Annotated in this window: 21 protein-coding genes; 5 read left to right on the forward strand and 16 right to left on the reverse strand. The window is 71.9% G+C overall.

Annotated elements, in window-relative coordinates:
• Window positions 1-15: 15 nt before the first annotated feature.
• From OG448_RS04635 to OG448_RS04655, 5 genes are read right to left on the reverse strand one after another with little or no spacing between them, the layout of a single operon-like run.
• The gene (locus OG448_RS04635; RefSeq protein WP_401442462.1) at window positions 16-780 is read right to left on the reverse strand and encodes an amino acid ABC transporter ATP-binding protein; all 765 of its coding nucleotides are present in this window, start codon (window positions 778-780) and stop codon (window positions 16-18) included.
• Complete coding sequence (locus OG448_RS04640; RefSeq protein ID WP_405551650.1) at window positions 777-1,781, reverse strand: amino acid ABC transporter permease; 1,005 nt, start codon at window positions 1,779-1,781, stop codon at window positions 777-779. Before OG448_RS04640 ends, OG448_RS04635 begins: the two co-directional genes overlap by 4 nt.
• 18 nt (window positions 1,782-1,799) lie before the next feature.
• Window positions 1,800-2,750 carry an ABC transporter substrate-binding protein gene (locus OG448_RS04645; RefSeq protein ID WP_405551651.1) on the reverse strand — a complete coding sequence of 317 codons (951 nt, stop codon included), beginning with the start codon at window positions 2,748-2,750 and terminating at the stop codon, window positions 1,800-1,802.
• Window positions 2,747-3,292 (reverse strand): GNAT family N-acetyltransferase, encoded by a 546-nt coding sequence (locus OG448_RS04650; RefSeq protein ID WP_405551652.1) that lies wholly within the window; start codon window positions 3,290-3,292, stop codon window positions 2,747-2,749. The genes OG448_RS04645 and OG448_RS04650 overlap by 4 nt, the downstream gene beginning before the upstream one ends.
• Window positions 3,289-4,413 carry an LLM class flavin-dependent oxidoreductase gene (locus OG448_RS04655; RefSeq protein ID WP_405551653.1) on the reverse strand — a complete coding sequence of 375 codons (1,125 nt, stop codon included), beginning with the start codon at window positions 4,411-4,413 and terminating at the stop codon, window positions 3,289-3,291. The genes OG448_RS04650 and OG448_RS04655 overlap by 4 nt, the downstream gene beginning before the upstream one ends.
• A gap of 582 nt (window positions 4,414-4,995) precedes the next feature.
• Here OG448_RS04655 and OG448_RS04660 point away from each other — a divergent pair.
• The gene (locus OG448_RS04660) at window positions 4,996-5,985 is read left to right on the forward strand and encodes an amino acid ABC transporter permease (protein ID WP_405558685.1); all 990 of its coding nucleotides are present in this window, start codon (window positions 4,996-4,998) and stop codon (window positions 5,983-5,985) included.
• Window positions 5,982-7,952 (forward strand): FAD/NAD(P)-binding protein, encoded by a 1,971-nt coding sequence (locus OG448_RS04665; RefSeq protein WP_405551654.1) that lies wholly within the window; start codon window positions 5,982-5,984, stop codon window positions 7,950-7,952. Before OG448_RS04660 ends, OG448_RS04665 begins: the two co-directional genes overlap by 4 nt.
• 41 nt (window positions 7,953-7,993) lie before the next feature.
• Here the strand turns inward: OG448_RS04665 and OG448_RS04670 are convergent, their stop codons facing one another.
• The 4 genes from OG448_RS04670 to OG448_RS04685 form a co-directional block, all read right to left on the reverse strand.
• Window positions 7,994-8,869: a TauD/TfdA dioxygenase family protein gene (locus tag OG448_RS04670; RefSeq protein ID WP_405551655.1), complete on the reverse strand. Its 876-nt coding sequence runs from the start codon at window positions 8,867-8,869 to the stop codon at window positions 7,994-7,996.
• 59 nt (window positions 8,870-8,928) lie between these two features.
• Window positions 8,929-9,735 (reverse strand): ABC transporter ATP-binding protein, encoded by an 807-nt coding sequence (locus OG448_RS04675; protein ID WP_405551656.1) that lies wholly within the window; start codon window positions 9,733-9,735, stop codon window positions 8,929-8,931.
• On the reverse strand, window positions 9,722-10,741 hold the full coding sequence (locus OG448_RS04680) for an ABC transporter substrate-binding protein (protein ID WP_405558687.1): 1,020 nt from the start codon (window positions 10,739-10,741) through the stop codon (window positions 9,722-9,724). The genes OG448_RS04675 and OG448_RS04680 overlap by 14 nt, the downstream gene beginning before the upstream one ends.
• 79 nt (window positions 10,742-10,820) lie before the next feature.
• On the reverse strand, window positions 10,821-11,597 hold the full coding sequence (locus OG448_RS04685) for an ABC transporter permease (protein ID WP_405558688.1): 777 nt from the start codon (window positions 11,595-11,597) through the stop codon (window positions 10,821-10,823).
• A 510-nt stretch (window positions 11,598-12,107) separates the two neighbouring features.
• Between OG448_RS04685 and OG448_RS04690 the strand changes: the two genes are divergently transcribed.
• Both OG448_RS04690 and OG448_RS04695 read left to right on the forward strand, forming a co-directional pair.
• Window positions 12,108-14,060 carry a hypothetical protein gene (locus OG448_RS04690; protein ID WP_405551657.1) on the forward strand — a complete coding sequence of 651 codons (1,953 nt, stop codon included), beginning with the start codon at window positions 12,108-12,110 and terminating at the stop codon, window positions 14,058-14,060.
• A 34-nt stretch (window positions 14,061-14,094) separates the two neighbouring features.
• Complete coding sequence (locus tag OG448_RS04695; protein ID WP_405551658.1) at window positions 14,095-14,541, forward strand: SRPBCC family protein; 447 nt, start codon at window positions 14,095-14,097, stop codon at window positions 14,539-14,541.
• 69 nt (window positions 14,542-14,610) lie between these two features.
• On the opposite strand, the gene OG448_RS04700 is transcribed toward OG448_RS04695, so the two are convergent.
• Window positions 14,611-15,804 (reverse strand): MBL fold metallo-hydrolase, encoded by a 1,194-nt coding sequence (locus OG448_RS04700; protein WP_405551659.1) that lies wholly within the window; start codon window positions 15,802-15,804, stop codon window positions 14,611-14,613.
• Between the two features lie 243 nt (window positions 15,805-16,047).
• The gene (locus OG448_RS04705) at window positions 16,048-16,833 is read right to left on the reverse strand and encodes an SGNH/GDSL hydrolase family protein (RefSeq protein ID WP_359710109.1); all 786 of its coding nucleotides are present in this window, start codon (window positions 16,831-16,833) and stop codon (window positions 16,048-16,050) included.
• Window positions 16,834-17,094: 261 nt separating this feature from the next.
• Here OG448_RS04705 and OG448_RS04710 point away from each other — a divergent pair, with 261 nt between their 5' ends.
• The gene (locus OG448_RS04710; protein ID WP_405551660.1) at window positions 17,095-17,892 is read left to right on the forward strand and encodes a tyrosine-protein phosphatase; all 798 of its coding nucleotides are present in this window, start codon (window positions 17,095-17,097) and stop codon (window positions 17,890-17,892) included.
• A 19-nt stretch (window positions 17,893-17,911) separates the two neighbouring features.
• On the opposite strand, the gene OG448_RS04715 is transcribed toward OG448_RS04710, so the two are convergent.
• From OG448_RS04715 to ispG, 5 genes are all read right to left on the reverse strand, one after another.
• Complete coding sequence (locus OG448_RS04715; RefSeq protein ID WP_037856459.1) at window positions 17,912-18,034, reverse strand: DUF6126 family protein; 123 nt, start codon at window positions 18,032-18,034, stop codon at window positions 17,912-17,914.
• Window positions 18,031-18,654, reverse strand: a complete 624-nt coding sequence (locus OG448_RS04720; RefSeq protein ID WP_405551661.1) for a helix-turn-helix domain-containing protein — start codon at window positions 18,652-18,654, stop codon at window positions 18,031-18,033. Before OG448_RS04720 ends, OG448_RS04715 begins: the two co-directional genes overlap by 4 nt.
• Before the next feature lie 70 nt (window positions 18,655-18,724).
• Entirely contained in the window at window positions 18,725-20,110 is a 1,386-nt protein-coding gene (locus OG448_RS04725; protein WP_405551662.1) for an aspartate aminotransferase family protein, read from the reverse strand.
• Window positions 20,111-22,009 (reverse strand): 1-deoxy-D-xylulose-5-phosphate synthase, encoded by a 1,899-nt coding sequence (dxs, locus tag OG448_RS04730; protein WP_405551663.1) that lies wholly within the window; start codon window positions 22,007-22,009, stop codon window positions 20,111-20,113. It lies immediately after the preceding gene.
• 34 nt (window positions 22,010-22,043) lie between these two features.
• A complete protein-coding gene (gene ispG / locus OG448_RS04735) occupies window positions 22,044-23,177 on the reverse strand; it encodes a flavodoxin-dependent (E)-4-hydroxy-3-methylbut-2-enyl-diphosphate synthase (RefSeq protein WP_405551664.1) in 1,134 nt (377 codons plus the stop codon).
• Between the last annotated feature and the right edge of the window lie 4 nt (window positions 23,178-23,181).

Below are 23,181 nucleotides of genomic sequence, written 5' to 3' on the forward strand. Positions count from 1 at the left end.
GCTGAGTTGAAGAGGTCAGAGGACCTTGGCGAGGAAGGCGCGGGTGCGTTCGCGCTGCGGGGCGTCCAACACGGCTGAAGGCGGGCCCTGTTCGACCACGGTGCCGTCGTCCATGAAGACCACGGTGTCGGCGACCTCGCGGGCGAAGCCGATCTCGTGGGTGACGACGATCATGGTGGTGCCGGTGCGGGCCAGGTCCTTGATGACGTCGAGAACCTCGCCGACCAGCTCGGGGTCGAGCGCGGAGGTGGGTTCGTCGAAGAGCAGCACCTTCGGCTCCAGGGCGAGCGCGCGGGCGATGGCGACGCGCTGCTGCTGGCCGCCGGAGAGCTGGCGCGGGTAGGCGTCGGCCTTGTCGGCGAGGCCGACCCGGTCCAGCAGGCGGCGCGCGGTCGCCTCGGCCTCCTTCTTGGGGCGGCGCAGCGCGGAGACGGGGGCTTCGAGGAGGTTGTCCAGCACGGTGAGGTGCGGGAACAGGTTGAAGTTCTGGAACACGAACCCGATGTGGGTGCGCTGCTTGAGGACGTCCCGTTCCTTCAGTTCGTGCAGCTTGTTCCCGGCGCGGCGGTAGCCGATGAGTTCGCCGTCGATGCTGATCCAGCCGCTGTCGACCTTCTCCAGATGGTTGATGGTCCGCAGCAGGGTGGACTTGCCGGAGCCGGAGGGACCGAGGATCACGGTGACCTCGCCGGCCCGCACCGTGAGGTCGACGCCGCGCAGGACTTCCAGCGGGCCGAAGCTCTTGTGCACGCTCCGTACGTCCACCATGACGTCGTTCATCGGCTCTCTCCCCGGAGGTTCGGTGCGGTGACGGGTGCCTCGGGCCGGGCCGCGGCCGCGCGCAGGTCGCGCAGGAAGCGGCGGGCGCGCTGGAGCGGCGTGGGCGGCGGGGTGCGGTCGGCACCGCGGGCGTAGCGGCGCTCCACGTAGTACTGCGCGACCGACAGCAGCGAGGTCAGCAGGACGTACCAGGCGGTGGCGACGAGCAGCAGCGGGATGACCCGGCCGTTGCGGCCGTAGACGACCTGGACCTGGTAGAACAGCTCGCCGATGGCCATCACGTAGACCACCGAGGTGCCCTTGAGCAGGCCGATGATCTCGTTGCCGGCGGTGGGCAGGATGGCGCGCATGGCCTGGGGCAGCACGATCCGGCGGATCTGCCGCAGCCGGGGTATGCCCAGCGCGGCGGCGGCCTCGCGCTGTCCGGAGTCGACGGAGAGGACTCCGCCCCGGACGATCTCGGCGGCGTAGGCGGCCTGGTGGAGGGTGAGGCCGATGACGGCGGCGCCGATGGTGCCGATCAGGCTGTCGCTGTCGACGGACCAGAAGACGGGCCCGAACGGGACTCCGATGCCGAGGCGTTCGTACAGGGCGCTCAGATTGAACCAGAAGACGAGTTGCACGATCATCGGGATGGACCGGAACACCCAGATGTAGGTCCAGGCGACGGTCTGGAGCACCGGGCTGTGCGAGAGCCGCATGAAGGCGAGCACGGTGCCCAGGAGGAAGCCCAGCACGGTGGCGTAGGCGGTGAGTTGAAGGGTGACCCAGACGGCCTGGACGATCGTCTCGGACAGCACGTAGTCGCCGAAGACCCGCCACTCCCAGACCGGGTTGGTGGCGAGCCCGTGCGTGAACTGGGCGACCAGCACGAGGACGGCGGCGGCGCCGGCCCAGCGTGCGGGATGCCGGGCGGGGACGACCTTGAAGGCGGCCGGGTCTTGGGCGGCGGGCGGCACGCGGGGCGCGGCCGGGGCGGTGTCGGGGGCGGCGGTGGTCATGGTGGGTTCCGTCGCTTCTCAGGCGTGCTCGGGCGGGCTGATCCGCGAGCTGTCGATGGCGGAGCCGGTGGTGCCCCACTTCTTGAGGATGCGGTCGTAAGTACCGTTCTTGATCAGCTCGTTGACGGCCGCCTGGAACGCCTTGGTCAGCTTCGAGCCCTTCTTGAAGGCGAAGCCGACGTCGAGGCGGTGGTACTCGCCGAGGAAGGCGGTGTGGGCGGCGGGCTGGGCGGCCTGGTAGCGCAGTCCGTTGATGGTCGACATGATCACGTCGATACGGCCCTGCTGGAGCGCGGTGACGGTCGCCCCGTTCTCCGAGTACACCTTCACCTCGTACGGCTTCTTGCCGGCCTTGGCGCACACCCCCTTCTGCGCGGCGAGGGTGGCCTCGAAGGTGGTGCCGGCGTTGATGCCGACGGTGCGGCCGCACAACTGGGTCAGCTCGGTGATCTTCTTGCCGAAGGAGGTGTCGCCCTGCTTCACGGCGAAGCCCTGGCCGTCGTCGATGTAGGTGACGAAGTCGATGGTCTTCAGCCGCTCGGTGGTGACGCCGAAGTTGCCGGTGCCCACGTCGTACTTGCCGCTGCCGAGGGCGGGGAGGATGGTCTCGAAGGAGGCGTCCTGCCGCTCCAGCTTGATCCCGAGCACCTTGGCGACCGCCGACGCGATGTCGATGTCCTGGCCCTGGGGCGTGCGGGAGCCGTTCGGGTAGTACGCGGAGGGCGGCGCGCCGACCGAGCTGCCGATGCGCAGGGTGCCCGCGGAGCGTACGTCGGCGGGCAGCAGGGCGGCGGCGGAGTCGACCTTGTGGACGGCGGCCACGGGGTCGGCGGTCGGCGCGGGCGAGCCGCCCGCGGCGGTCGCCTCGGCGGGGTCGCCGGAGCCGCACCCGGTCAGGGCCAGCAGGGGCAGGAGCGCGGCGGCGGCCGCGAACGGGCGCGTGCGGCCGGGGATGCCGGGGAGCTTCACTGGGCGGTGGCCTTTCCGGTGCGGAGGTCTTCCCCGAGGTCGCTCTCGGGATGTCTTGACAGGTGTTTCTCGAAGGGCAGCGGGCCGATGGACTCCGGGTCGGCCTCGGTGTCGAAGAGCGGGCGGTAACCGGTGTTCAGGTACAGCGCGCGGGCCTCGGGCTGGCGGGGTCCGGTGGTCAGGTAGATCCGCCGGTAGCCGCGGGCACGCGCCTCGCGTTCCAGCTCGGCGACGACCTCGCGGGCCAGGCCCCGGCGGCGGTGGCCGGAGTGGGTCCAGATCCGCTTCAGCTCGGCGGTGGCCGCGTCGTACCGGCGGAAGGCACCGCCCGCGACGGGTTCGCCGCCCTCCAGGATCAGCAGGAGGACACCGCCGTGCGGCGCGGTGAACTCCTCGTCGGGGTAGCGGGCGAGTTCGGCGTGCGCGTCCTTGCCGTAGCGGGCGGAGTACTCCTCGCCGAGTTCGCGCAGCAGGGGGCGTACCCGCGGGTCGGAGACGGCCACCTGGACGACCGACCGTGCGGAGAGGGCGGGCAGGCTCACTCGCCCACCGCCGTGAGGGGGCCGATGCCGGCCGCACGGGCGGCGTCCCGCTTGGCGACCTCCTCACGGACGATCGGGATGACATGGCGGCCGAAGTCGATGGCGTCACCGAGCAGGTCGTAGCCGCGCGCGGAGAGGATGTCGACGCCGAGGTCGTAGTAGTCGAGCAGGGCCTGGGCGACCGTCTCCGGGGTGCCGACCAGGGCGTTGGAGTTGCCCGCGCCGCCCGTCGCGGCGGCGGTCGGGGTCCACAGGGCGCGGTCGTAGCGCTCCCCCGCCTCGGCGATGGCGATCAGGCGCTGCGAGCCGGCGTTCTCGGGGGCGCCGCTGCGGTGGTGGCGGACGAGGCCCGCCTCGCGGCGCTGTTTGATCGCGCCGACCGTGCGGTGCGCCTTCTCCCAGGCCAGCTCCTCGGTGGGGGCGATGATCGGACGGAAGGCGACCTGGATGCGGGGGACGTCGGTGCGGCCGGCCTCGCGGGCGGCGGCCTTGACCTTCTCGATCTGCGCGGCGGTCTCGGCCAGCGGCTCGCCCCACAGGCAGTAGATGTCGGCCTCGGCGCCTCCGGCGGCGTACGCGGCGGCCGAGGAGCCGCCGAACGAGACGCCGGGGCGCGGCTGTTGGACGGGGAAGACGTCGCTGACGAAGTCATGGAACCGGTAGTGCTCGCCCTCGTGGTCGAAAGCCTCGTGGGTGGTCCAGATCTTCTTGACGATCCCGATGTACTCGCGGGTGCGGGCGTAGCGCTCGTCCTTGGTGAGGGTGTCGCCCTCGCGGCCCTGTTCGTGGTCGTTGCCGCCGGTGATGAAGTGGACGGTGAGCCTGCCCTCGCTGATCTGGTCGAGCGTGGCGAAGGTCTTGGCGGCGAAGGTGGGGTACGAGACGTTGGGCCGGTGGGCGAGCAGGAGCTGGAGCCGGTCGGTGCGGGCGGCGATGTACGCGGCGGCGGGCGCGGGGTCCGGGGAGCCGGAGCCGTAGGCGAACAGCACCCGGTCCCAGCCGTGGTCCTCGTGGGCCCGGGCGAGGCGGAGGGTGTAGTCCTTGTCGAAGGCCGCGCCCGAGCGCGGGGTGGTTTCGGAGCCGTCGTTGGTCGCGGCTATGCCGAGGAACTCCACTGGCATGAGTGAGCCTTTCCGGCGAGGAAACGCAGGCGTGCAGGACTGAACTGCCGTGCGTGATAAGCAAGTTGATGGAACGTCAGAACAGTGACGTCAGAAATGCGGCGTGACGACGACGGGCGTCGGGTGAAACGGTGCGGCGGCAGCGCGCTGAAGGGTGGGCATCGGCCCGCGCCGGGGTTGCGCCGGCGGAGGGAAAGGGCCGGTCAGACGGCCCGCTGCCGAGTCAGACGCAACACGAGGACGACCACACTCGACCGAAGTCGATGTGATCGCGCGTGACCAAGCGCTGCTGGGCATCCATGCGGTCAATTGAGCAGCGCATCTCGCTTTTCGTCAACCCATGACCGCATGCCGGACCACAACCGACGGGGTGTCCGGTGTGGTTGCCAGAGGTGTGGTTGACAGACATGTGCACTACACCCATACGATCGACGGCGGACGGGCCTGCCAAGCGGTGGGCTCCTCCGGTCGCGTTGAGGGACGCGGCACGTGACGACGCAGGCCACCGGCCGCACCGTACGCGAGTACGCGTGCCACCGGACGGTCGCCCACGTCCGCACCTCCCTCCCGGAGCGTCTACCGATGGCCACGCCTTCCGATGTCACCTCCACTCCCCTGCTGAAGTCCCCGGCGGCCGCGCCGCCCTCCGACGGCACCGAGCTGCCCCGGATCGTGCCGCGCCGGCATCTCGGCCGCTGGATCGCCGCGGCCGTCGCGCTGCTGGTCCTGGCCATGGTGCTGAACTCCGTCGTGCGCAACGACGCCTTCCAGTGGCAGGTGGTGGGGCAGTACTTCACCACCGCCGCCGTGCTCGACGGGCTGCTGCTCACCCTCTGGCTGACGGCCGCCGTCATGGTGCTGGCGTTCCTGCTCGGCACCGGGATCGCGGTGCTCCGCCTCTCCGCCAACCCCGTGCTGCGCACCCTGAGCTGGGGCTATGTGTGGATCTTCCGCTCCACCCCGCTGCTGGTGCAGTTGCTGTTCTGGTTCAACATCGGCGCGCTGTACCCGACGCTCGGTGTCGGCATCCCGTTCGGCCCCGAGTTCGTCACGGTCAAGACGGTGAACCTGCTCGGGCCCACCCTCACCGCGCTGATCGGCCTCACCCTGCACGAGACGGCGTACGCGGCCGAGGTGATCCGGGGCGGCATCCTCTCCGTGGACGCCGGGCAGACCGAGGCGGCGCAGGCACTGGGCCTGGGCAGATGGCGCACCCTGCGCCGGATCGTCGTCCCGCAGGCCATGCGCTCCATCGTGCCGACGGCCGGGAACATGCTGATCGGCACCCTGAAGGGCACCAGCATCGTCAGTGTGCTGGCCGTGCACGACCTGCTGTTCTCCGTCCAGTTGATCTACAACCGGACCTATCAGGTCATCCCGCTGCTGCTGGTCGCCACCGTCTGGTACATCGCGGTGACCTCGGTGCTCAGCGTGGGCCAGTACCACGTCGAGCGGTACTACGGCCGGGGCGCCGCCCGCGCCCTGGCACCCACTCCGCTCGCCCGGCTCGGCCCCTGGCTGACCGTGCTGCGCGCCCGGACCCGCCGCGCCTCCCTCGGCGGTGACCGGTGAGCACGCGCACCCTGGTGATCGTCGGCGCGGGACCCCGCACCACCGGGCTGCTGGAGCGCATCGGCGCCAACGCGCCCGAACTCTGGTCCGGCGCCCATGAGTTGCGAGTCCACCTGGTGGACCCGCATCCGCCCGGGCCGGGCCGGGTCTGGCGGCACGAGCAGTCGCCGCTGCTGCGGATGAACTCCATGGCCGAGGACGTCACCATGTTCACCGACGAGACCTCCACCATGGACGGCCCGGTACGCCCCGGCCCCTCGCTGGCCGAGTGGGCGGCCCAGTTCGCCGCGCCGGACGCCCCGCGATTCACCCCGTACGCTGAACCGGCCGACCCGGAGGTGCTCGCCGAACTCAGCACTCTGGACCCGGCCGGCTTCCCGACCCGGCGCGCCCAAAGCGCCTACCTGGACTGGGTGTTCCGCCGGGCACTGGCCGATCTGCCGCCCTCGGTGACCGTCGAGTGGCACCGCACCACCGCGACCTCGGTCAGCGGTCCGCCCGACGGCCCCCAGGAGGTCCGCCTGGCCGGCCGCACCGACCCGCTCCGGGCCGACCTCGTGATCCTGACCCAGGGCCATCTGGGCTCGACTCCCGCTCCGGCGCACCGGGTTCACGCGGACTTCGCCCGCCGGCACGGGCGCTTCCACCTGCCGCCCGCCTTCTCCGCCGACGCCGACCTGTCGGGGCTGCGGCCCGGTGAGGAGGTCGTGCTGCGCGGCTTCGGGCTGGCGTTCGTCGACCTGGTGGTAATGCTCACCGAGGGCCGGGGCGGCGCCTACCGGACCGAACCGGACGGCACGCTGACCTACCTGCCCTCGGGCCGCGAACCGGTGCTGCACGTCGGCTCGCGGCGCGGGGTGCCGTACCACGCCAAGACCGGCTACCGGCTCCAGGGACCCCGGCCGCCGCTCCCCCGGTACTTCGGCCCGGAGGCGGTCGAGGCACTGGCCGCCGGGGGCGGTCCCCTGGACCTGCGGCGCGATGTGTGGCCTCTGATGGCCAAGGAGATCGGGTTCGGCCACTACCACGAGCTGTTCCACGCCCACCCCGAGCGCACGGCGATGCCCTGGCCGGAGTTCCTGGCCGCCTACGACCAGTTCGGCTGGTACTCCGCCCAGTTGGCCGGGCTGGTCGCCACCGCCGTGCCCGACCCGGCCGACCGGCTGGACTTCGAGGCGCTGGACCGGCCGCTGGACGGGCTCGCGTTCGACACCCCGGACGCCTTCCAGGAGCACCTGCGCACCTACGCCCGCGAGGACCTGGCCCGCCGCGAGGACCCGCGGCACAGCGCCGACCTCGGCGCGTTCCTCGCCCTGCTCTCGATATACGGCCAACTGCCCGGCCTGGTCGCCTCCGGACGGCTGACGGCACGCTCACTGGCGGACGGGCTGGACGGCTGGTGGCACGGCTTCTTCAACTTCCTCGCCTCCGGTCCGCCCGGCTTCCGGCTGCGCGAGCTGGACGCACTGTCCCGCGCCGGTGTGGTGCGCTTCCTCGGCGCCGACCTCAGGGTCGGTACGGACGAGGCCACCGGCACCTTCACGGCGACCAGTCCCACGGTGCCGGGGCACATCGTGCACGCGACCGCCCTGATCGAGGCCTATCTGCCGGGTCCGAACCTGGACCGCACCGAGGACCCGCTGCTGCGGCACCTGCACCGCACCGGCGCGCTGGCGGAGGAGGTGGTGGCCGACGGCACGCACCGGCACCGGTCCGGCCGGATCACCGTCTCCCCCGCCGACGGCCATCTGATCGACCCCGGCCTGGGCCGGCCGCACCCGCGCCGGATCGCCCTGGGCGCCCCGACCGACAGCCGGGCCATCGCCGCCTTCGCCCGCCCCCGCACCAACGCCCCCGCCTTCCGGCAGAACGACACGGTGGCCAGGGCGGTGCTGCGGGCGCTGGACGCCGAGCCGTCGGAGCCGTACGTCTCGGGGCCGGTGAGCTGCGCGCCGGTCGGGGGCTGACGTGAGAGGGGCTGCCCTTGAGCGGGCAGCCCCTGCAGTCCCTACGCCCGCGGCCCCACCGGGATGTCGCCGCGCAGGGTGATCCGGTGCATCACCCGGTGCTGGTCGCCGTAGTCGCGGTTGGCGTAGTGCGAGGTGCTGCGGTTGTCCCACAGGGCCACGTCACCCGGCTGCCAGCGGTGCCGGACCACATGTTCCGGCTTGGTGAGGTGTGCGTAGAGAATGTCGAGCAGCCCCCGGCTCTCGTGCTCGGAGACGCCGACGATGTGCGAGGTGAAGCCGGGGTTCACGAACAGCCCCTTGCGCCCGCTCTCCGGGTGCACCCGCACCACCGGATGTTCCACCGGCGTGAGCTGCGTGAACACCTCGCCCTCCCACAGGTTGCCCTTCCCCTGCCGGCGCTGGGCGAGGTAGTAGCCGAACTCGCGGGAGCCGTCGTGCACGGCGGTGAGGGTGTCGATGTGCGCCCGCAGCCCCGGCGACAGCGACTCGTACGCGGCCTGGGTGTCGGCCCAGTTGGTGTCGCCCCCGGTGGGCGGCAGCACCACCGCGCGCAGCACGGAGATGGCGGGCGGGCGCGGCACGAAGGTGACGTCGGTGTGCCACACGTCGGCGAAGCCGTTGTCCTGGCTGTCCAGCGAGTACACCTCGGGCGCCACGTCACCGGAGTCGTGCACCGGGTGCCCGACCGTGACCTCGCCGAGCCGGCGGCCCAGCTCGATCTGCCCGGCGTCGTCGAGCAGGTGCTGTCCCCGCACGAAGAGGACCTTGTGGCGCACCAGGGCCTCGCGGAGCGCGAGCACGCCGTCGTCGTCCAGGTGGGCCAGCTCGATGCCGTCGATCTCGGCGCCGATGTTCGGGCCCAGCTCGGTGAGCGGCAGCCGCGTCGCCACGGGCCGGTCGCTGAGGATGCTCATACGGATGTCCTTTCCGGTACGGCCCCGTCCGGGACCTGGGTTCTCTCGGCGTACGGCGGTCAGGCCGCGGCGGCGCTCTTGACGGCGTGCGCGACCTCGGCACGCAGTTCCCCGAACTCCGGTGAGCCGCGCAGCTCTTCGGCGTCCACGTCCCCGCGCGGCAGGGTGATCGGCAGGTCGAGCGCGACGGTCCCCGGGCTCTTGGTCAGCACCACGATGCGGGAGCCGAGGAAGACGGCCTCCTCGGCCGAGTGCGTCACGAACACCGTGGTACGCCCTGCCTGGGCGGCCATCCGGCGCACGTCCTCCTGGAGCCGTTCACGGGTGAGCGCGTCCAGCGCCGCGAACGGCTCGTCGAGCAGCAGCAGCGGGTTCTCGGCGGCGAGCGCGCGGGCGATGGCGACACGCTGCTGCTGGCCGCCGGAGATCTCCCAGACCCGGCGCGCCTCGGTCCCCTCCAGCCCGACCCTCGCCAGCAACTCGGCCCGTCGCTCGGGCCATCGGGCGCGGTCGACGCCCGCGTACCTGAGGGCCAGGTCGAGGTTCCCGCGCACGGTGCGCCATGGGAAGAGCCTCGGCGTCTGGAACACCACGCCCGCCGTGTCGCCGGGGCGGGGATCGGTGCCGGAGACCTTCACCGCGCCCTCGCTGGGCCGCTCGAACCCGGCGATCAGCCGCAGCAGAGTGCTCTTGCCGCATCCGGAGGCGCCGACCAGGACCAGGAACTCCCCGGTGGGCACGGTGAGATCGACCGGGCCGACGGCGGTCACGGCACCGTACCGATGGGTGACGTGGTCGAGCCGGACGGCACCGTCCTCGGCATCGCCCGACTCGACTTTCGCTTCCACCAGCTCACTTGAGGACATCGGGCAGCCCCTTGAGGTAGAACGCCTTCTCGACGGAGGCGGCGGAGGGCGCCGCGTCGATCTGCTTCTGGCCGGCCAGGAAGCGGCCGGTGTCGCCGACGTAGGTCAGCAGCTTGCCGGGCTTGTCTTCGGTGCCCAGCCACTCGGCGGAGGTCACCTGCTCCGGGGTGAGGAACACACCCTGCGCGAGCTGGGCCCGGGCGTCGGCGGCGCTGATGTTCAGCTCGGCCGCGACCGCCTTCACCGAACCCTCGTGGTCGGACTTCAGCAGCCGCAGCGCCTCCGCCTCGGCCTTGCGCCAGGCGTCGATCGCCTTCGGGTCGCGGGCGATCAGCTCGTCCGAGACCACGGCGAGGTCCAGGGTCGGCTTGCCCGAACCGGCCACCTGCTTGCTGCTGGTGAGCTGCCTGCCCGTCTTGCGCAGCTCGTCCAGCGTGGGCAGCCAGACGTACGCGGCGTCGATGTCGCCCCGCTGCCAGGCGGCGAGGATCGCCTGCGGCTGGAGGTCGATCAGCTTGACGTCGGACGGCTTCAGCCCGGCCTTGTCCAGCGCGGCCAGCAGGCTGTAGTGCGAGGTCGACGCGAACGGCGTGGCGACGGTGCGCCCCTTCAGCCCGGCCACGTCGGAGACCCCGGTGCTCTTCCGCGCCACCAGCGCCTCGTTCTCCCCCGCCACGTCGAGAATCCAGGCGACCTTGTACGGGATCGGCGACGGCCCGGATATCCCGCGCGCGAACGGGCTCGACCCGAGCGCGGCGATGTCGAGGGACTTGCCGAGGAAAGCCTGGTTGACGCTGGCTCCGGAGTCGAACTTGATCCAGCTGATGGTGTGGTCCGGCAGCGCCTTCTCCAGCAGCTTTCTGTTCTTGACGATCAAGTCGCCGCTGGGAAAGGCGAAGTAGCCGATGCGCAGCCGTTTCCCGGAGCCGGAGGCCGAGGCGGAGCTGTCCGTGGAGCAGCCGGCGACCGCCGCGGTGGCGGCGACGGCGAGCGCACCCGCGAGCATCTGGCGGCGGGACGGGCGGTGCGAGGCGAGCGTCATGGAAGTGCCGTTTCTGTACGGGGGGTTCGGGGGCGGATGGGCGTCAGGTGCGGCCGCGCCAGGGCACGACGGCCCGCTCCAGGCGCAGCAGCAGGCCGTCGATGATCAGACCGGAGATACCGATGGCGATGATGCCGACGAGCACGACCGGGGTGTTGTTGTAGTTGGCGGCGTCCTTGACCATGCCGCCGATGCCGGGCAGTCCGTTGACCAACTCGGCGGCCACCAGGGAGGAGTAGGCCACCCCGACGGCCAGCCGGACGCCGGTCAGCGTCTCCGGCAGGGCGGAGGGGATCACCACGTCCCGTACGACGTCCCAGCGCGAGGCGCCGAGCGCGCGGGCCGCCTCGGTGAGCGCTCTGGGTACGGCGGCGACGGCCGTGGTGGTGGAGACGGCGACCGGCGGGAACGCGGCCACGGCCAGCAGGGTGATCTTCGGCTCCTCGTTGATGCCGAGCCAGATGATCAGCAGGGAGAAGTACGCCAGCGGGGGCAGCGTGCGCAGGAAGGTGATCCACGGCTCGAACAGCGAGCGCACCCAGCCGACGGTGCCCATCAGCAGCCCGAACACCACTCCGGCGGCGATGCCGATACCGGCGCCGAACGCGATGCGGCGCAGGCTGATGCCCAAGTGCTCGACCAGGTAGGTGCCGTTGTAGCCCCGGACCCCGTCGTGCGTGGTCGACACGTCGATGAAGGCCCGCCACACCTTGGCCGGCGGCGGCACCAGCGTCTCGCTCCAGGTGCCGCTCACCGCGAGGAGTTGCCACAGCAGGAGGAACAGGACGAGCGAGCCGAGCGGAAGTGCGGTGCGTCGCAGGGCACTTGAGGAACGGTTGGGACGGGGCGCGGCGGCGGCCGGGAGCGGGTCGGCCTTCTCCGGGCGCAGGGAAAGGGACACGGGCGGCCTCCATGAGGGCCTCGTAACAGCGGCGTTGTGAGAAGGCGGGGACAGCGAAGTGCCGCCTGCACAGCGGAGAGACCGGTCCTGCGAGACACAACTCGCTTCAGGCCGCGCCGGGTTACCTCACCGGGCGGAGCGGACCGTCAGGGACGCGCGGACAGCGGCGGTCAGCGACAACACGCGGCCGGGCATCGGCACAGGTCGATGACCAGGCGTCGCACCAGCGGCATGGGATTCATGGGGCCCTTTTCTACCTCAGCCGGGGCTCGCCACCAAGAGGTGTCCACGAAGTGGACCAGTGGGTGAGAAAGGGCCACGGGAGAGGCGGGTGAGAGAAACGTTCTGCCTGTCCAGGCCGCCGAAGGCGCGGTGACCCGAGCGGCGTTCACTCGTTTGCCGTGGCACCAGCTCCGAACGCTCCCGGTCGTGGAAGGCAGTCGCTCGATGGTCCTGTCCTCGCTCAGTCGTTCCCCGCACGGTTCGCGCGGGCGGCTGCTGCACGCCGAGCGCAGACTCGCCGAGCGGTACGCCGAACTGGTCCGCCTGGCCTACCTCGTCCTCCCGTCCTCCCTCGGCCGGCACCGCCGGGTGCTCGCCGCGCACTCGCTGGTGCAGCGCAGCCTGCCCGACGCCACGCCCGCCGTACCGGCGCCCCGCTCCCCGGGGGTCGACCCGGACCGGTCGCTCCGGGTGGCGGTGGTGCGCGGGGCGCTCGCCCAGTGCCGGTGGCCCCGGCTGTGGCCGGAGGGGGCCCGGCCGCCCAGGCTGCTGGTGCCCCGGCTGCCGGTGGTGCTCGGGCTGCGGCTGGCGCCGCGCTCGGGCGGGGCCGAGGAGATGGCCCTCGGCCAGGCTCTCTCCGACCTCTCCGCCCCGGCCCGCGCCGCCTTCGTCCTGCTCCGGGTGGAGGGCCTCACCGCCGACCACGCACGCGGGGTGCTGGAGGCGGCCGGGGTGGGCGAGGCGCGGGTGGCGGTACGGGAGGCTGCCGGCCTCGACACCTCGCTGGGTGCGGCCGCCGCGGCGGTGCTGACCTCGGACGAGTTCGACGCCTGCGCCCTGCGCGCCCGCCCCACCGACCTGGTCCGCCGCCGGCGCCGGGTGCTCCTGGCCGCGCTCGCCGTACTGACGAGCGCCCTCACGGTGGGCGGACTGGCCGTCGTCACACGCTCGGCGCCGGACACGCCGGGGTCGTACGCGCGTGAGCCCCGGTCCGCCGATCTCATCCGGGTCGACCCCGGTGCGTGGGCGGACACCTCGCGGGTGGACTTCACCGCCTGGCCCGCGCGCGGGAACCGGGTGCGCGACCGCGCGCTGCTGGACCGGGCGCTGGCCGTCTGGGCCGACCCGCCGTCCGGTACGCGGGTCGACCGCGCCCCCGGCACCCCGGCCGATCCCGCGCCGCGCGCACCGCGACTGCTGTACGCCGGGTCGGTGGGCGGGCACGCGGTGGTGGTGTTCCATGACGGCCAACGCCTGGTGCGGTACGGCGAGTCGGGCACCGGTGAGCGGCTCGCGCTGGCCCGCACGGACGACGCCGACGTGACGACGGCCGCGGCTGTGGTGCTGGAGGAGCGGGGCGGCGCGGTGCGGTATCTGCTGGCGCCGTGGGTGGCGGAGTCCTCGGTGCGTGATCTGACCCGGCCGGACGCGCCCGCGCGGCCGCTCTCCGTGGCGCGGGACGGGGTCACGGCGCCGGTGCCCCGGTGGACGGGCGGCGGCTGCGGGCGCCGTCCGGCGCTCCAGTTGCGGTCGTCCCCGGAGATCGCCGAGCACCACGCGTTCCTGCTGGCGGACCTCGGCGGACTCACGCCCGCCCATCTGACGTACACCCCGCTGCCGGACCACGGCTCGCCGCCCGCCCGGCAGCCGCGCGAGGCGACCGGACGGGCCGCGCTGGGGGCCTGGGGGCAGACGGGCTGCGACCTGGACTCGGCGGGCGGCTCGGGGGTGCGGGCGGTCAACGCCTGGGACTTCGCCGAGCAGGACCTCCCGGACGGCGGGGGCCACGCCGTGTGGACCTGCGCGCGGGCGGACACCTGGCGGGGTCCGGGGAACATCACCGTCTCCCTGCGCAGGCCGGGCGAGAACGCGCAGGTGGTGACGCGGGTACGGTCGACGGCCGCGTGCAGCAGGTTCGGTCGGCACGTGGTGGCCCGGACGCACTGGAAGTCCCCGCGCGGGCACTGGTACGTCCTGGCGGCGGGCAGCCGCGCCGTCACCTCCCTCACCCTCACCGGCGACGTGTCGGCCACCCGGAGCGGGCACACCCTGGCGGTCCGAGCGCCCGAGGACGCGTCCACGAAGGTCCAGGCCCGGCTGGCCTCGGGCGAGAAGCTGCCGGAGGTCGGTTCCGGGTCATCCGGGGGTACCCGGCCCTAGCGACGACCCGCTGTCCGAGCACTGGAGAACGACCATGGTCCACGTCCGACGTTCCTTCACCGTCCCCCGCCCCCTGCCCGCCGTGATCGACTACCTGGCCGACTTCGCGAACGCCGTCGACTGGGACCCCGGCACCCAGGAATGCGACCGGACGGACGGCCCGGGCACCCCCACCGTAGGCGCCACCTGGCACAACGTCTCCGAAGTCCGGGGCCGCAGCACCGAACTCGAATACCACCTGGACCACCGCTCCGAAGACCGCCTCACCTTCATCGGCACCAACAAGACCGCCACCTCCACCGACGACATCACCTTCCGCCCCACTGCCGACGGCACCGAGATCACCTACGACGCCGACATCCAGTTCCACGGCCTCGCCCGCCTCGCGGACCCCTTCCTCCGAGGCGAGTTCGAACGCCTCGGCGACGAGATCACGCACACCATGCCGAAGGCCATCGAGTCGGCGGTGCCGCTGAGTTGAGGGCAACGCCAGAGGGCCCCCTCCGACCGGATTCTGACGACCGATCAGAGGGGGCCCGCTTGAAGCCTGTTACGACCCGCTGTAGTTGAGGTCGTCGCTACGGCCCTCCGCAGCCGCCGCCGTCGCCGGCACCGCCTGCTCCCAGGTGTGGGCGATCGGCCCGGACACGGACCGCCACCAGGCGTCGGACGGCACCCGCCCGCCCGGCTCGAAGGGCTCGCCCGTCCGAGGGGAGGCCACGACCTGGCCCACCGCCTCGCCCGCCTCCTTCGTCCACTCCCCCGGCTCCGCCCACGCGTGCATCGCCAGGTTGAACGTGCCCCAGTGGATGGGGAGGAGGACGCCGTCGGGGGCGCCGGACTGGAGGTCGAGGTGGGCGCGGACGCCCTCCTCGGGGGTCATGTGGATGTCGGGCCAGTAGGGGCTGTACGCGCCGATCTGGATCATCGTGACGTCGAACGGGCCGTGGGCCGCGCCGATGTCCTTGAAGCCGTCGAAGTAGCCGGTGTCGCCGCTGTGGTACACCCGGTGCCGCTCACCCGCGACGACCCAGGAGGCCCAGAGGGTGTGCTGGGTGTTGCGCAGGCCCCGTCCGCAGAAGTGGCGGGCCGGGGTCGCGGTCAGCCTCACCCCGCCGACCTCGGTGGACTCGTGCCAGTCCAGCTCCCGCAGCCGGTCCGGGGACACCCCCCAGTGTTCGAGGTGCGCCCCCACGCCCAGCGGGACGGCGAACAGGGTGTCGGTGCCGGCCAGCGCTTTGATGGTGGGCAGGTCCAGGTGGTCGTAGTGGTCGTGGGAGATGACCACCACGTCGACCGGACCGAGCGCGGCCAGCGGCAGCGGGACGGGGTGCAGCCGCTTGGGCCCGGCGAAGGGGAACGGCGAACAGCGCTCACCCCAGACCGGGTCGAACAGCACCCGGTGCCCGTCGATCTCCACCAGCACACTCGAATGTCCGAGCCATGTCACCCGCAGGCCGCTCACCGGCGGCTTGGCCAGGTCGGCCACCGTGGTCGGGTGCACCGGGATCGTGCCGTGGGGCGCACGGACGGGACGCGTGTCCTTGTCGAAGAACGCCTTGGCGAGGTCCAGCGTGGAGCCGGAGGGCCGGGTACGGGCCGTGCCGCCGGGGTTCTGGAAGACGCCGTCCTTGAAGTGCGGGGAGCGCTGGATGCGCGCGAGGCGCTCACCGCTCGGTTCCGCGCCGAAGGCTTCGGGCTGTAGTGCGCGGAGCCCGGAGCTCAGGGAACGCAGACCGGACACGGTACCTCCAGGTGGAGTCGCTCAGGGGCTCCATGGTCGACGGCGGCTGTGACGGCCCGGAGCCGTCGAGGGCCGGTCGGCCCGGCCACAAGTCCCAACGCTCACGCGCCCCTCACTGTTCCCGAACAGTGTTCCGGACCCGTCCTACCGCGAGGGGTCGCCCCCGTGGCGCCCGGACGACGTCCACACGGCGAAAGCGCGACGGGGCCCGCCGCCCCCACGGCGCGGGGGCGGCGGCACACCTCACGCCACCGAGGCGATCCGCATCCTGATGTCGCTCGGCGACAGAGCGCCCTTGGCCACCACATGGTCCCCGGAGGACTCGCCGCGCAGCCGGCGCCCGATCCACGGCACCAGATGCGTACGCGCCCAGTGCACGTCGTCACGGCGGATCTCCAGCGTGCCGCGCGGCGGCAGCACCGGCCACTCCTGCTCGGGGTCGGCCGGGATCTCCAGGCCCAGCGCCTGGCCCGCGCGCAGCGCGACCCGGGTGTGGCCCTCGGGCGAGAGATGCAGCCGGTCGCCGTCCCACGCCCTGCGGTCCTGCACGGACTTCAGGGACCACAGGTCCAGCACGGGGCAGTTGTACCGGTCGGCGATGGCCCGTACATGACCGTTGTACGTGGCGATCTTGCCGCGCAGATGCTTGAGCAGCGGGACGCCGCGGGTGTCGAAGCCGGTCGCCACCAGCACGGTGCCGGCGCCCGCCGCGAGCTGGGCCACGGCGCGCTCGAAGCGCTCGGCCGTCTCGTCCGGGTCGGTGCCGGGGCGGATGATGTCGTTGCCCCCCGCGCAGATGGAGACGAGGTCCGGGGCGAGCGCTGCCGCTCTGGGCACCTGGTCCGCCGCGATCTGGTCGAGCAGCTTCCCCCGCACGGCGAGGTTGGTGTACCCGAAGTCGCCTTCGGGCCGCCGGTCGGCGAGGAGTACCGCGAGCCGGTCGGCCCAGCCGACGAACGCCCCGTCGGGGCCGGGGTCGCCGACGCCCTCGGTGAAGCTGTCCCCCACCGCGACGTACGACCCGATCACTGTCCTGTTGTCATTCTCCGATTCGTCTGCCACGTCGGACCATGATTCACCTTGGGATGTGACCTACGCGACCGTAAGCGGGGGTTGACGCACGGTGAGATAAGCCACGCTTAAAGAATTTGCCAATCCCGGAATAGCGTTGTCGGCCGCCCTGTTGAACGGGCGATCACGGGGTCGGAGCGGGGGAATTCCGATGTCGTATCGTCGGCGGTGCGCCCGTCGACGAGCCGCGTGGCGGGGCGGAGCCTTACAGGAGCACCCGTGACGCAGCAGGTCCCGTCGACCGAACCCGAGCTGTCCGCCGTCCGCAACTTCCGTGACGTGGGCGGCCTGCCGACGGTGGACGGACGCCGGGTGCGGCACGGGGTGCTGTTCCGCAGCGGGCACCTCGCGCACGCGACCGAGGAGGACGCGGCCTACCTCGCCTCCCTCGGCCTGCACACGGTCTTCGACTTCCGCAACGCGGCCGACCAGCACCTCGAGGGCCCGGACGTCGAGCTGCCCGGCGTGCGGAACGTGAACGTGCCGCTGAGCGACCCGGCCGACGGCGCCGAGTTCTGGCGGATGGTCCGCGACGGCGACCTCGACCAGTTGCGGGCCATCCTGGCCGACGGCAAGGGCGCGGGCCGCATGATCGACTCGTACCGGAGGATCGTCACCGAGCGCACCGCCGAGCACTCCCGCGTGCTGCACGCGCTGGCCGAGGACAGCGTGCCCGCGCTGATGCACTGCGCGGCCGGCAAGGACCGCGCGGGCATCTCGGTGGCGGTGACGCTGCTCGCGGTGGGCGTGGAGCGGGACGCGATCACGGCCGACTACCTGGAGTCCAACGCCAAGCACCGCCGCTACAAGGTCCGCCGCAGCGGTGACCAGGCCAGCGCGTACACGCCCGAGGTGATGGAGCTGCTCAGCCCGCTCTTCGACGCCCGCGCGGAGTACCTCGCGGCGGCCTTCGACAGCATCGAGGACACCTGGGGCGGCGTGGACGCGTACCTGGAGCGGGGGCTGAGGCTCTCGGACTCCGCGCGGGAGCGGCTGCGCGAGCGCCTGGTCGACTGAGCCGCTCTCCGGGGCTCCCTCAGCCCTTGGCGCCCAGCGAGAACAGCAGGTAGAGGAAGGCGGCCAGGACATGGCCGAGGGCGACGTACACGACGAGCCGGACCCACAGGGAGCGCGGCAGCTTGTCTTCCATGTCACTCATGACAGGTCTCCGGTCGGATGGCCCAGGCACAGGGTGGCCGTGGGGCTCTGGAGCAGGGTGTGGACGAACAGCAGCTCCACGCCGTCGTGGTCGTCGGCGTTGAGGCGGTGCGGGGTCAGTGAGTCGAAGTGGGCGCTGTCGCCGGGCGCGAGCAGATGCGCGCTGTCCCCGAGGCGCAGCCGCAGCCGGCCCGTGAGGACGTACAGCCACTCCTCGCCGGGGTGGACGCGCACGATGTCGCCCTCGGCGCGGTACGGCACCCTGACGCGCAGGGCCTGCATGCCGCGGCCGGGGGCGCCGGCCTGGTAGTAGGTCCAGCCGGCGGCGCGGGTGGGTTCCATGTCGGCGGCGCGCACGATGGCGTCCCGGTCGGCGGCCGTCTCGCCGAGAAGGTCGGAGACCGTCGTACCGTAGATACGGGCGAGGGCCAGGAGCATCGGCAGCGAGGGCTGACGGTGTCCGGTCTCCAGCCGGGAGAGGTGTGCCGGGGAGAGCCCGGCGGCCCCGGCCGCGGCCTCCAGGGTGAGGCCGGCCCGGCGGCGCAGGGCGCGCAGTTGCGGCGCCACGGCGGGCAGGTCGTCGCCCTGGCCCGCCGGGGAGGCCGCTTCGGAGGCGTTCATATCTCCATTGAGCCCGATTTTTGCCTGTCGGGCAATTTTCTTGCCTCAGAGGCAAAAAGGGCGGGAAGCCTCAGCGGCCGGCGACCGCCTGCTTGATCAGGGTCCGGCCGAAGTCCCACATCAGCCCGCCGCCGCTGTGCGCGTCGTCCATGACGGCGGTGAAGGCGTCCACGAACCGGTCCACGTCCGCCTCGTCGATCACCAGCGGCGGGATCAGCTTGATCACCTCCAGGTGGTCGCCGGAGACCTGGGTGAGAATCCGGTGCCGCTGGAGCAGCGGGACGACGACCATCTGCGCGAACAGTCCCTTGCGGGCGGCCTGGAGCATGGTCCAGCGACCGCGCAGCTTCAGCGAGTCGGGGCGGCCGAACTCGATGCCGGTCATCAGTCCCCGGCCGCGCACGTCGGCCAGCAGCTCGTACTTCCCGATGAGCGCGGCAAGCCGGGACTTCAGCAGCTCGCCCATGGTCCGGGCGCGGGCGACGATCTGCTCGTCCTCCATGACGGAGAGCACCGCGAGCCCGGCGGCCATGGCCTGGGCGTTGGAACCGAAGCTCGCGGAGTGCACCAGGACCCGGTCCATGGACGAGTAGACCTTCTTGAAGATCCAGTCCTTGCCGAGCGTGGCGCTGACCGGGACATAGCCGCCGGAGAGCGCCTTGGCGACGCACACCAGGTCGGGCTCTACGCCGTCCTCGTGCTGGTAGGCGTAGAAGTCGCCGGTGCGGCCGAGGCCGGTCTGCACCTCGTCGGCGATGAGCAGCGCCTTGTGCCGGTGCAACAGCTCCTGCGCGGCCCGGAGGTAGCCGGGCGGGCTCTCGTGCACGCCCTTGCCCTGGATCGGTTCGACGATGAGGGCGGCGACATCGCCCTTCTTCAACTCCCGGGCGAGGGCGTCGAGATCACCGAGGGGTACGGCGGTGTCGGGGAGCAGTGGGGCGAAGCCGTCGCGGAAGCCGTTCTCCCCGTTGACCGACAGCGAGCCGGTGGTGAGGCCGTGGAAGGCGTGGTCGCAGTAGAGGACGCGGGGGCGGCCGGTGGCGAAGCGGGCGAACTTCAGCGCGGTCTCGACGGCCTCGGTGCCGCTGTTGCCGAAGAACACCCGGTCCAGGTGCGGGCTGTGGGCGAGCAGGCGCTCGGCGAGCAGGCCGGGCAGCGGCTGGCAGTCGAAGCGGGTGAGGTCGGCGAGGTTCAGGTCGAGCACGTCGTGCAGGGCCTTGCGGACGACCGGGTGGTGGCGGCCGAGCCCCATCACGCCGAACCCGGCGAGCATGTCGAGGTAGTCGTTGCCCTCGGCGTCGAAGAAGTGGGCGCCCTCGGCGCGTTCGTAGACCTTGTCGAAGCCGATGGTGTGCAGCATGCGCGGGAGTTGCGGGTTGAGATGGCGCGTGTGCAGGTCGTAGCGCTCGGCTCCGCGCGCGGCGAGGAGGGCTTCGAGGTCGAACTCCGTGCTCATTCAACTCTCCTGGTTCTGCCGGCCGCCGATGTCCTTGACGGCGAAACTCGCGCTGATCCGCCCGGCGATCTCCACCGGCGTGAGACCGATGTCGGCCAGCACCTCGCTCCGTTTGGCGTGCGCGAGGAACTGGTCCGGGATGCCGAACCGCCGTACGGGCACGTCCACATCGGCGTCCCCCAAGGCCAGCGCCACGGCCGAACCCACGCCCGCCGCCCGGCTGTTGTCCTCGACCACGGCCACCAGCCGGTGCGCGGCGGCGAGGTCGGGCAGGGCGGGGTCGACAGGCTTGACCCAACGTGGGTCCACCACCGTGCAGTTGACCCCCCGCGCCCCGAGCAGCGAGGCGACCTGGAGGCAGACCGGTGCCATCACGCCGACGGCGACGAGGAGTACGTCGGGCTCGTCGTCCCGATGGAGGACGTCCATGCCGCCGACGTGACCCAGGGCCGGGATCTCGGGGCCGACGGACTCCTTGGGGAAGCGGACCAGGGTGGGCGCGTCGTCCACGGCGACCGCCTCGCGCAACTGGGCACGGAGCTGGGCCGCGTCGCGCGGGGCGGCGATCCTCAGACCGGGCACGACCTGGAGGATCGACATGTCCCACATGCCGTTGTGCGAGGCGCCGTCGACGCCGGTGACCCCGGCGCGGTCCAGCACGAATGTCACCCCGCAGCGGTGCAGGGCCACGTCCATCAGCAGTTGGTCGAAGGCGCGGTTGAGGAAGGTGGCGTAGACGGCGACGACCGGGTGGACACCCCCCGTGGCCAGACCCGCCGCGGAGACGGCCGCGTGCTGCTCGGCGATCCCGACGTCCCAGACCCGGTCGGGGAACCGCGCGGCGAACGGGCCGAGCCCCACCGGGTGCAGCATGGCCGCCGTTATGGCGACGACGTCCTCGCGCTCCTCCCCGATCCGGACGATCTCCTCGCCGAACACCGAGGTCCACGAGGGGCCGCCGGAGGGAATGAGCGGGGCGCAGGTCAGCGGGTCCATCATGCCCACGGTGTGGAAGTGGTCCTCCTCGTGCGCCAGGGCCGGCGGATACCCGCGCCCCTTCTCGGTGAGGCAGTGCACCAGCACCGGCCCGTGGAACCGCTTGGCCCGGCGCAGCGCGGACTCGACGGCTCCGATGTCGTGCCCGTCGATGGGGCCCACGTATTTAAGCCCCAGGTCCTCGAACATGCCCTGCGGGGCGAAGGCGTCCTTGAACCCCTTCTTGGCGCCGTGCGCGGCCTCGTACAGCAGGCCGCCGACGACCGGGGTGCGCTGGAGCGCCTCCTTGCCCCAGGCGAGGACCTGCTCGTAGCCGTCGGTGGTGCGCAGCGTGGCGAGGTGGTTGGCGAGGCCGCCGATCGTGGGCGCGTAGGAGCGCTCGTTGTCGTTGACGACGATGATCAGCGGGCGGTCCTTGGCGGCCGCGATGTTGTTCAGCGCCTCCCACGCCATGCCGCCGGTCAGCGCGCCGTCCCCGATGACCGCGACGACGTGCCCGCGCTCCCCCAGCACCTGGTGCGCCTTGGCGAGGCCGTCGGCCCAGCCGAGGGAGGTGGAGGCGTGACTGTTCTCCACGATGTCGTGCTCGGACTCCTCGCGCGAGGGATAGCCGGACAGGCCACCCTTGCCACGCAGCTTGGAGAAGTCCTGACGGCCCGTCAGCAGCTTGTGCACATAGCTCTGGTGCCCGGTGTCCCACACGATCCGGTCGACCGGTGACTCGAAGACCCGGTGCAGGGCGATGGTCAGCTCCACCACGCCCAGGTTGGGGCCGAGGTGCCCCCCGGTCCTCGCCACCGCCTCCACCAGGAACTCGCGCACCTCACCGGACAGTTCGCTCAAGTCGTCCTGCGACAGCGCCTTCAGGTCGCGCGGTCCCCGGATGCTCTCCAGAATCGTCACGCCGGCCCCCTCTCGGTCCGTGCCGTGCTCTGCCTCAACTCACCTGATCCGCGGCACCGGTCTCCTCGGCCAGCCGCATGGCCTCCTCGATGAGGGTCTCCACGATCTTCGACTCCGGGACGGTCTTGATGACCTCGCCCTTGACGAAGATCTGACCCTTGCCGTTGCCCGAGGCGACGCCGAGATCTGCCTCGCGGGCCTCACCGGGGCCGTTCACCACGCACCCCATGACCGCCACCCGCAGCGGAACCTCCATGCCGGTCAGCCCCGCCGTGACCTCCTCGGCCAGCTTGTAGACATCCACCTGCGCCCGCCCACAGGACGGACACGACACGATCTCCAGGCCACGCTGCTTGAGGTTCAACGACTCCAGGATCTGCAGACCCACCTTGACCTCCTCCGCCGGCGGAGCCGACAGGGAGACGCGGATGGTGTCGCCGATACCCTCCGAAAGCAGCGCACCGAAGGCCACCGCCGACTTGATCGTGCCCTGGAACGCCGGACCCGCCTCCGTCACACCGAGGTGGAGCGGGTAGTCGCACTGGGCGGCGAGCTGGCGGTACGCCTCGATCATCACGACCGGGTCGTTGTGCTTCACCGAGATCTTGATGTCCCGGAAGTCGTGCTCCTCGAACAGCGACGCCTCCCACAGCGCCGACTCCACCAGCGCCTCCGGGGTGGCCTTGCCGTACTTCTGCAGCAGACGACGGTCCAGCGACCCGGCGTTCACACCGATCCGGATCGGCGTGCCGTGATCCTTGGCCGCCTTGGCGATCTCACGGACCTTGTCGTCGAACTGCTTGATGTTGCCCGGATTCACCCGCACCGCCGCACAGCCCGCCTCGATCGCGGCGAACACGTACTTCGGCTGGAAGTGGATGTCCGCGATCACCGGAATCTGCGACTTCCGCGCGATCGTCGCCAGCGCGTCCGCGTCGTCCTGCGTCGGACACGCCACCCGCACGATCTGGCAACCCGACGCCGTCAGCTCCGCGATCTGCTGCAGCGTCGACCCGATGTCCGAGGTACGGGTCGTGGTCATCGACTGCACCGACACGGGCGCCCCGCCCCCGACCGCCACCGGCCCCACCTGGATCTGCCGCGACACCCTGCGGGTGGCGACAGGGCGGGCCGGTACCTCGGGGACGCCCAGGGAGACGGCGCTCACGGCC

Source organism: Streptomyces sp. NBC_01171 (assembly GCF_045039805.1).
In the GTDB taxonomy this organism is placed as follows: domain Bacteria; phylum Actinomycetota; class Actinomycetes; order Streptomycetales; family Streptomycetaceae; genus Streptomyces.

Bases quoted from the DNA above. Each gene is read 5' to 3' on its own strand.
- OG448_RS04660 (WP_405558685.1), top strand. From the start codon at position 4,996: ATGGCCACGCCTTCCGATGTCACCTCCACTCCCCTGCTGAAGTCCCCG.
- OG448_RS04640 (WP_405551650.1), bottom strand. From the start codon at position 1,781: ATGACCACCGCCGCCCCCGACACCGCCCCGGCCGCGCCCCGCGTGCCG.
- OG448_RS04655 (WP_405551653.1), bottom strand. From the start codon at position 4,413: ATGCCAGTGGAGTTCCTCGGCATAGCCGCGACCAACGACGGCTCCGAA.
- OG448_RS04720 (WP_405551661.1), bottom strand. From the start codon at position 18,654: ATGAACGCCTCCGAAGCGGCCTCCCCGGCGGGCCAGGGCGACGACCTG.
- OG448_RS04725 (WP_405551662.1), bottom strand. From the start codon at position 20,110: ATGAGCACGGAGTTCGACCTCGAAGCCCTCCTCGCCGCGCGCGGAGCC.
- OG448_RS04635 (WP_401442462.1), bottom strand. From the start codon at position 780: ATGAACGACGTCATGGTGGACGTACGGAGCGTGCACAAGAGCTTCGGC.
- OG448_RS04675 (WP_405551656.1), bottom strand. From the start codon at position 9,735: ATGTCCTCAAGTGAGCTGGTGGAAGCGAAAGTCGAGTCGGGCGATGCC.
- OG448_RS04680 (WP_405558687.1), bottom strand. From the start codon at position 10,741: ATGCTCGCGGGTGCGCTCGCCGTCGCCGCCACCGCGGCGGTCGCCGGC.
- OG448_RS04715 (WP_037856459.1), bottom strand. From the start codon at position 18,034: ATGAGTGACATGGAAGACAAGCTGCCGCGCTCCCTGTGGGTCCGGCTC.
- OG448_RS04695 (WP_405551658.1), top strand. From the start codon at position 14,095: ATGGTCCACGTCCGACGTTCCTTCACCGTCCCCCGCCCCCTGCCCGCC.
- OG448_RS04670 (WP_405551655.1), bottom strand. From the start codon at position 8,869: ATGAGCATCCTCAGCGACCGGCCCGTGGCGACGCGGCTGCCGCTCACC.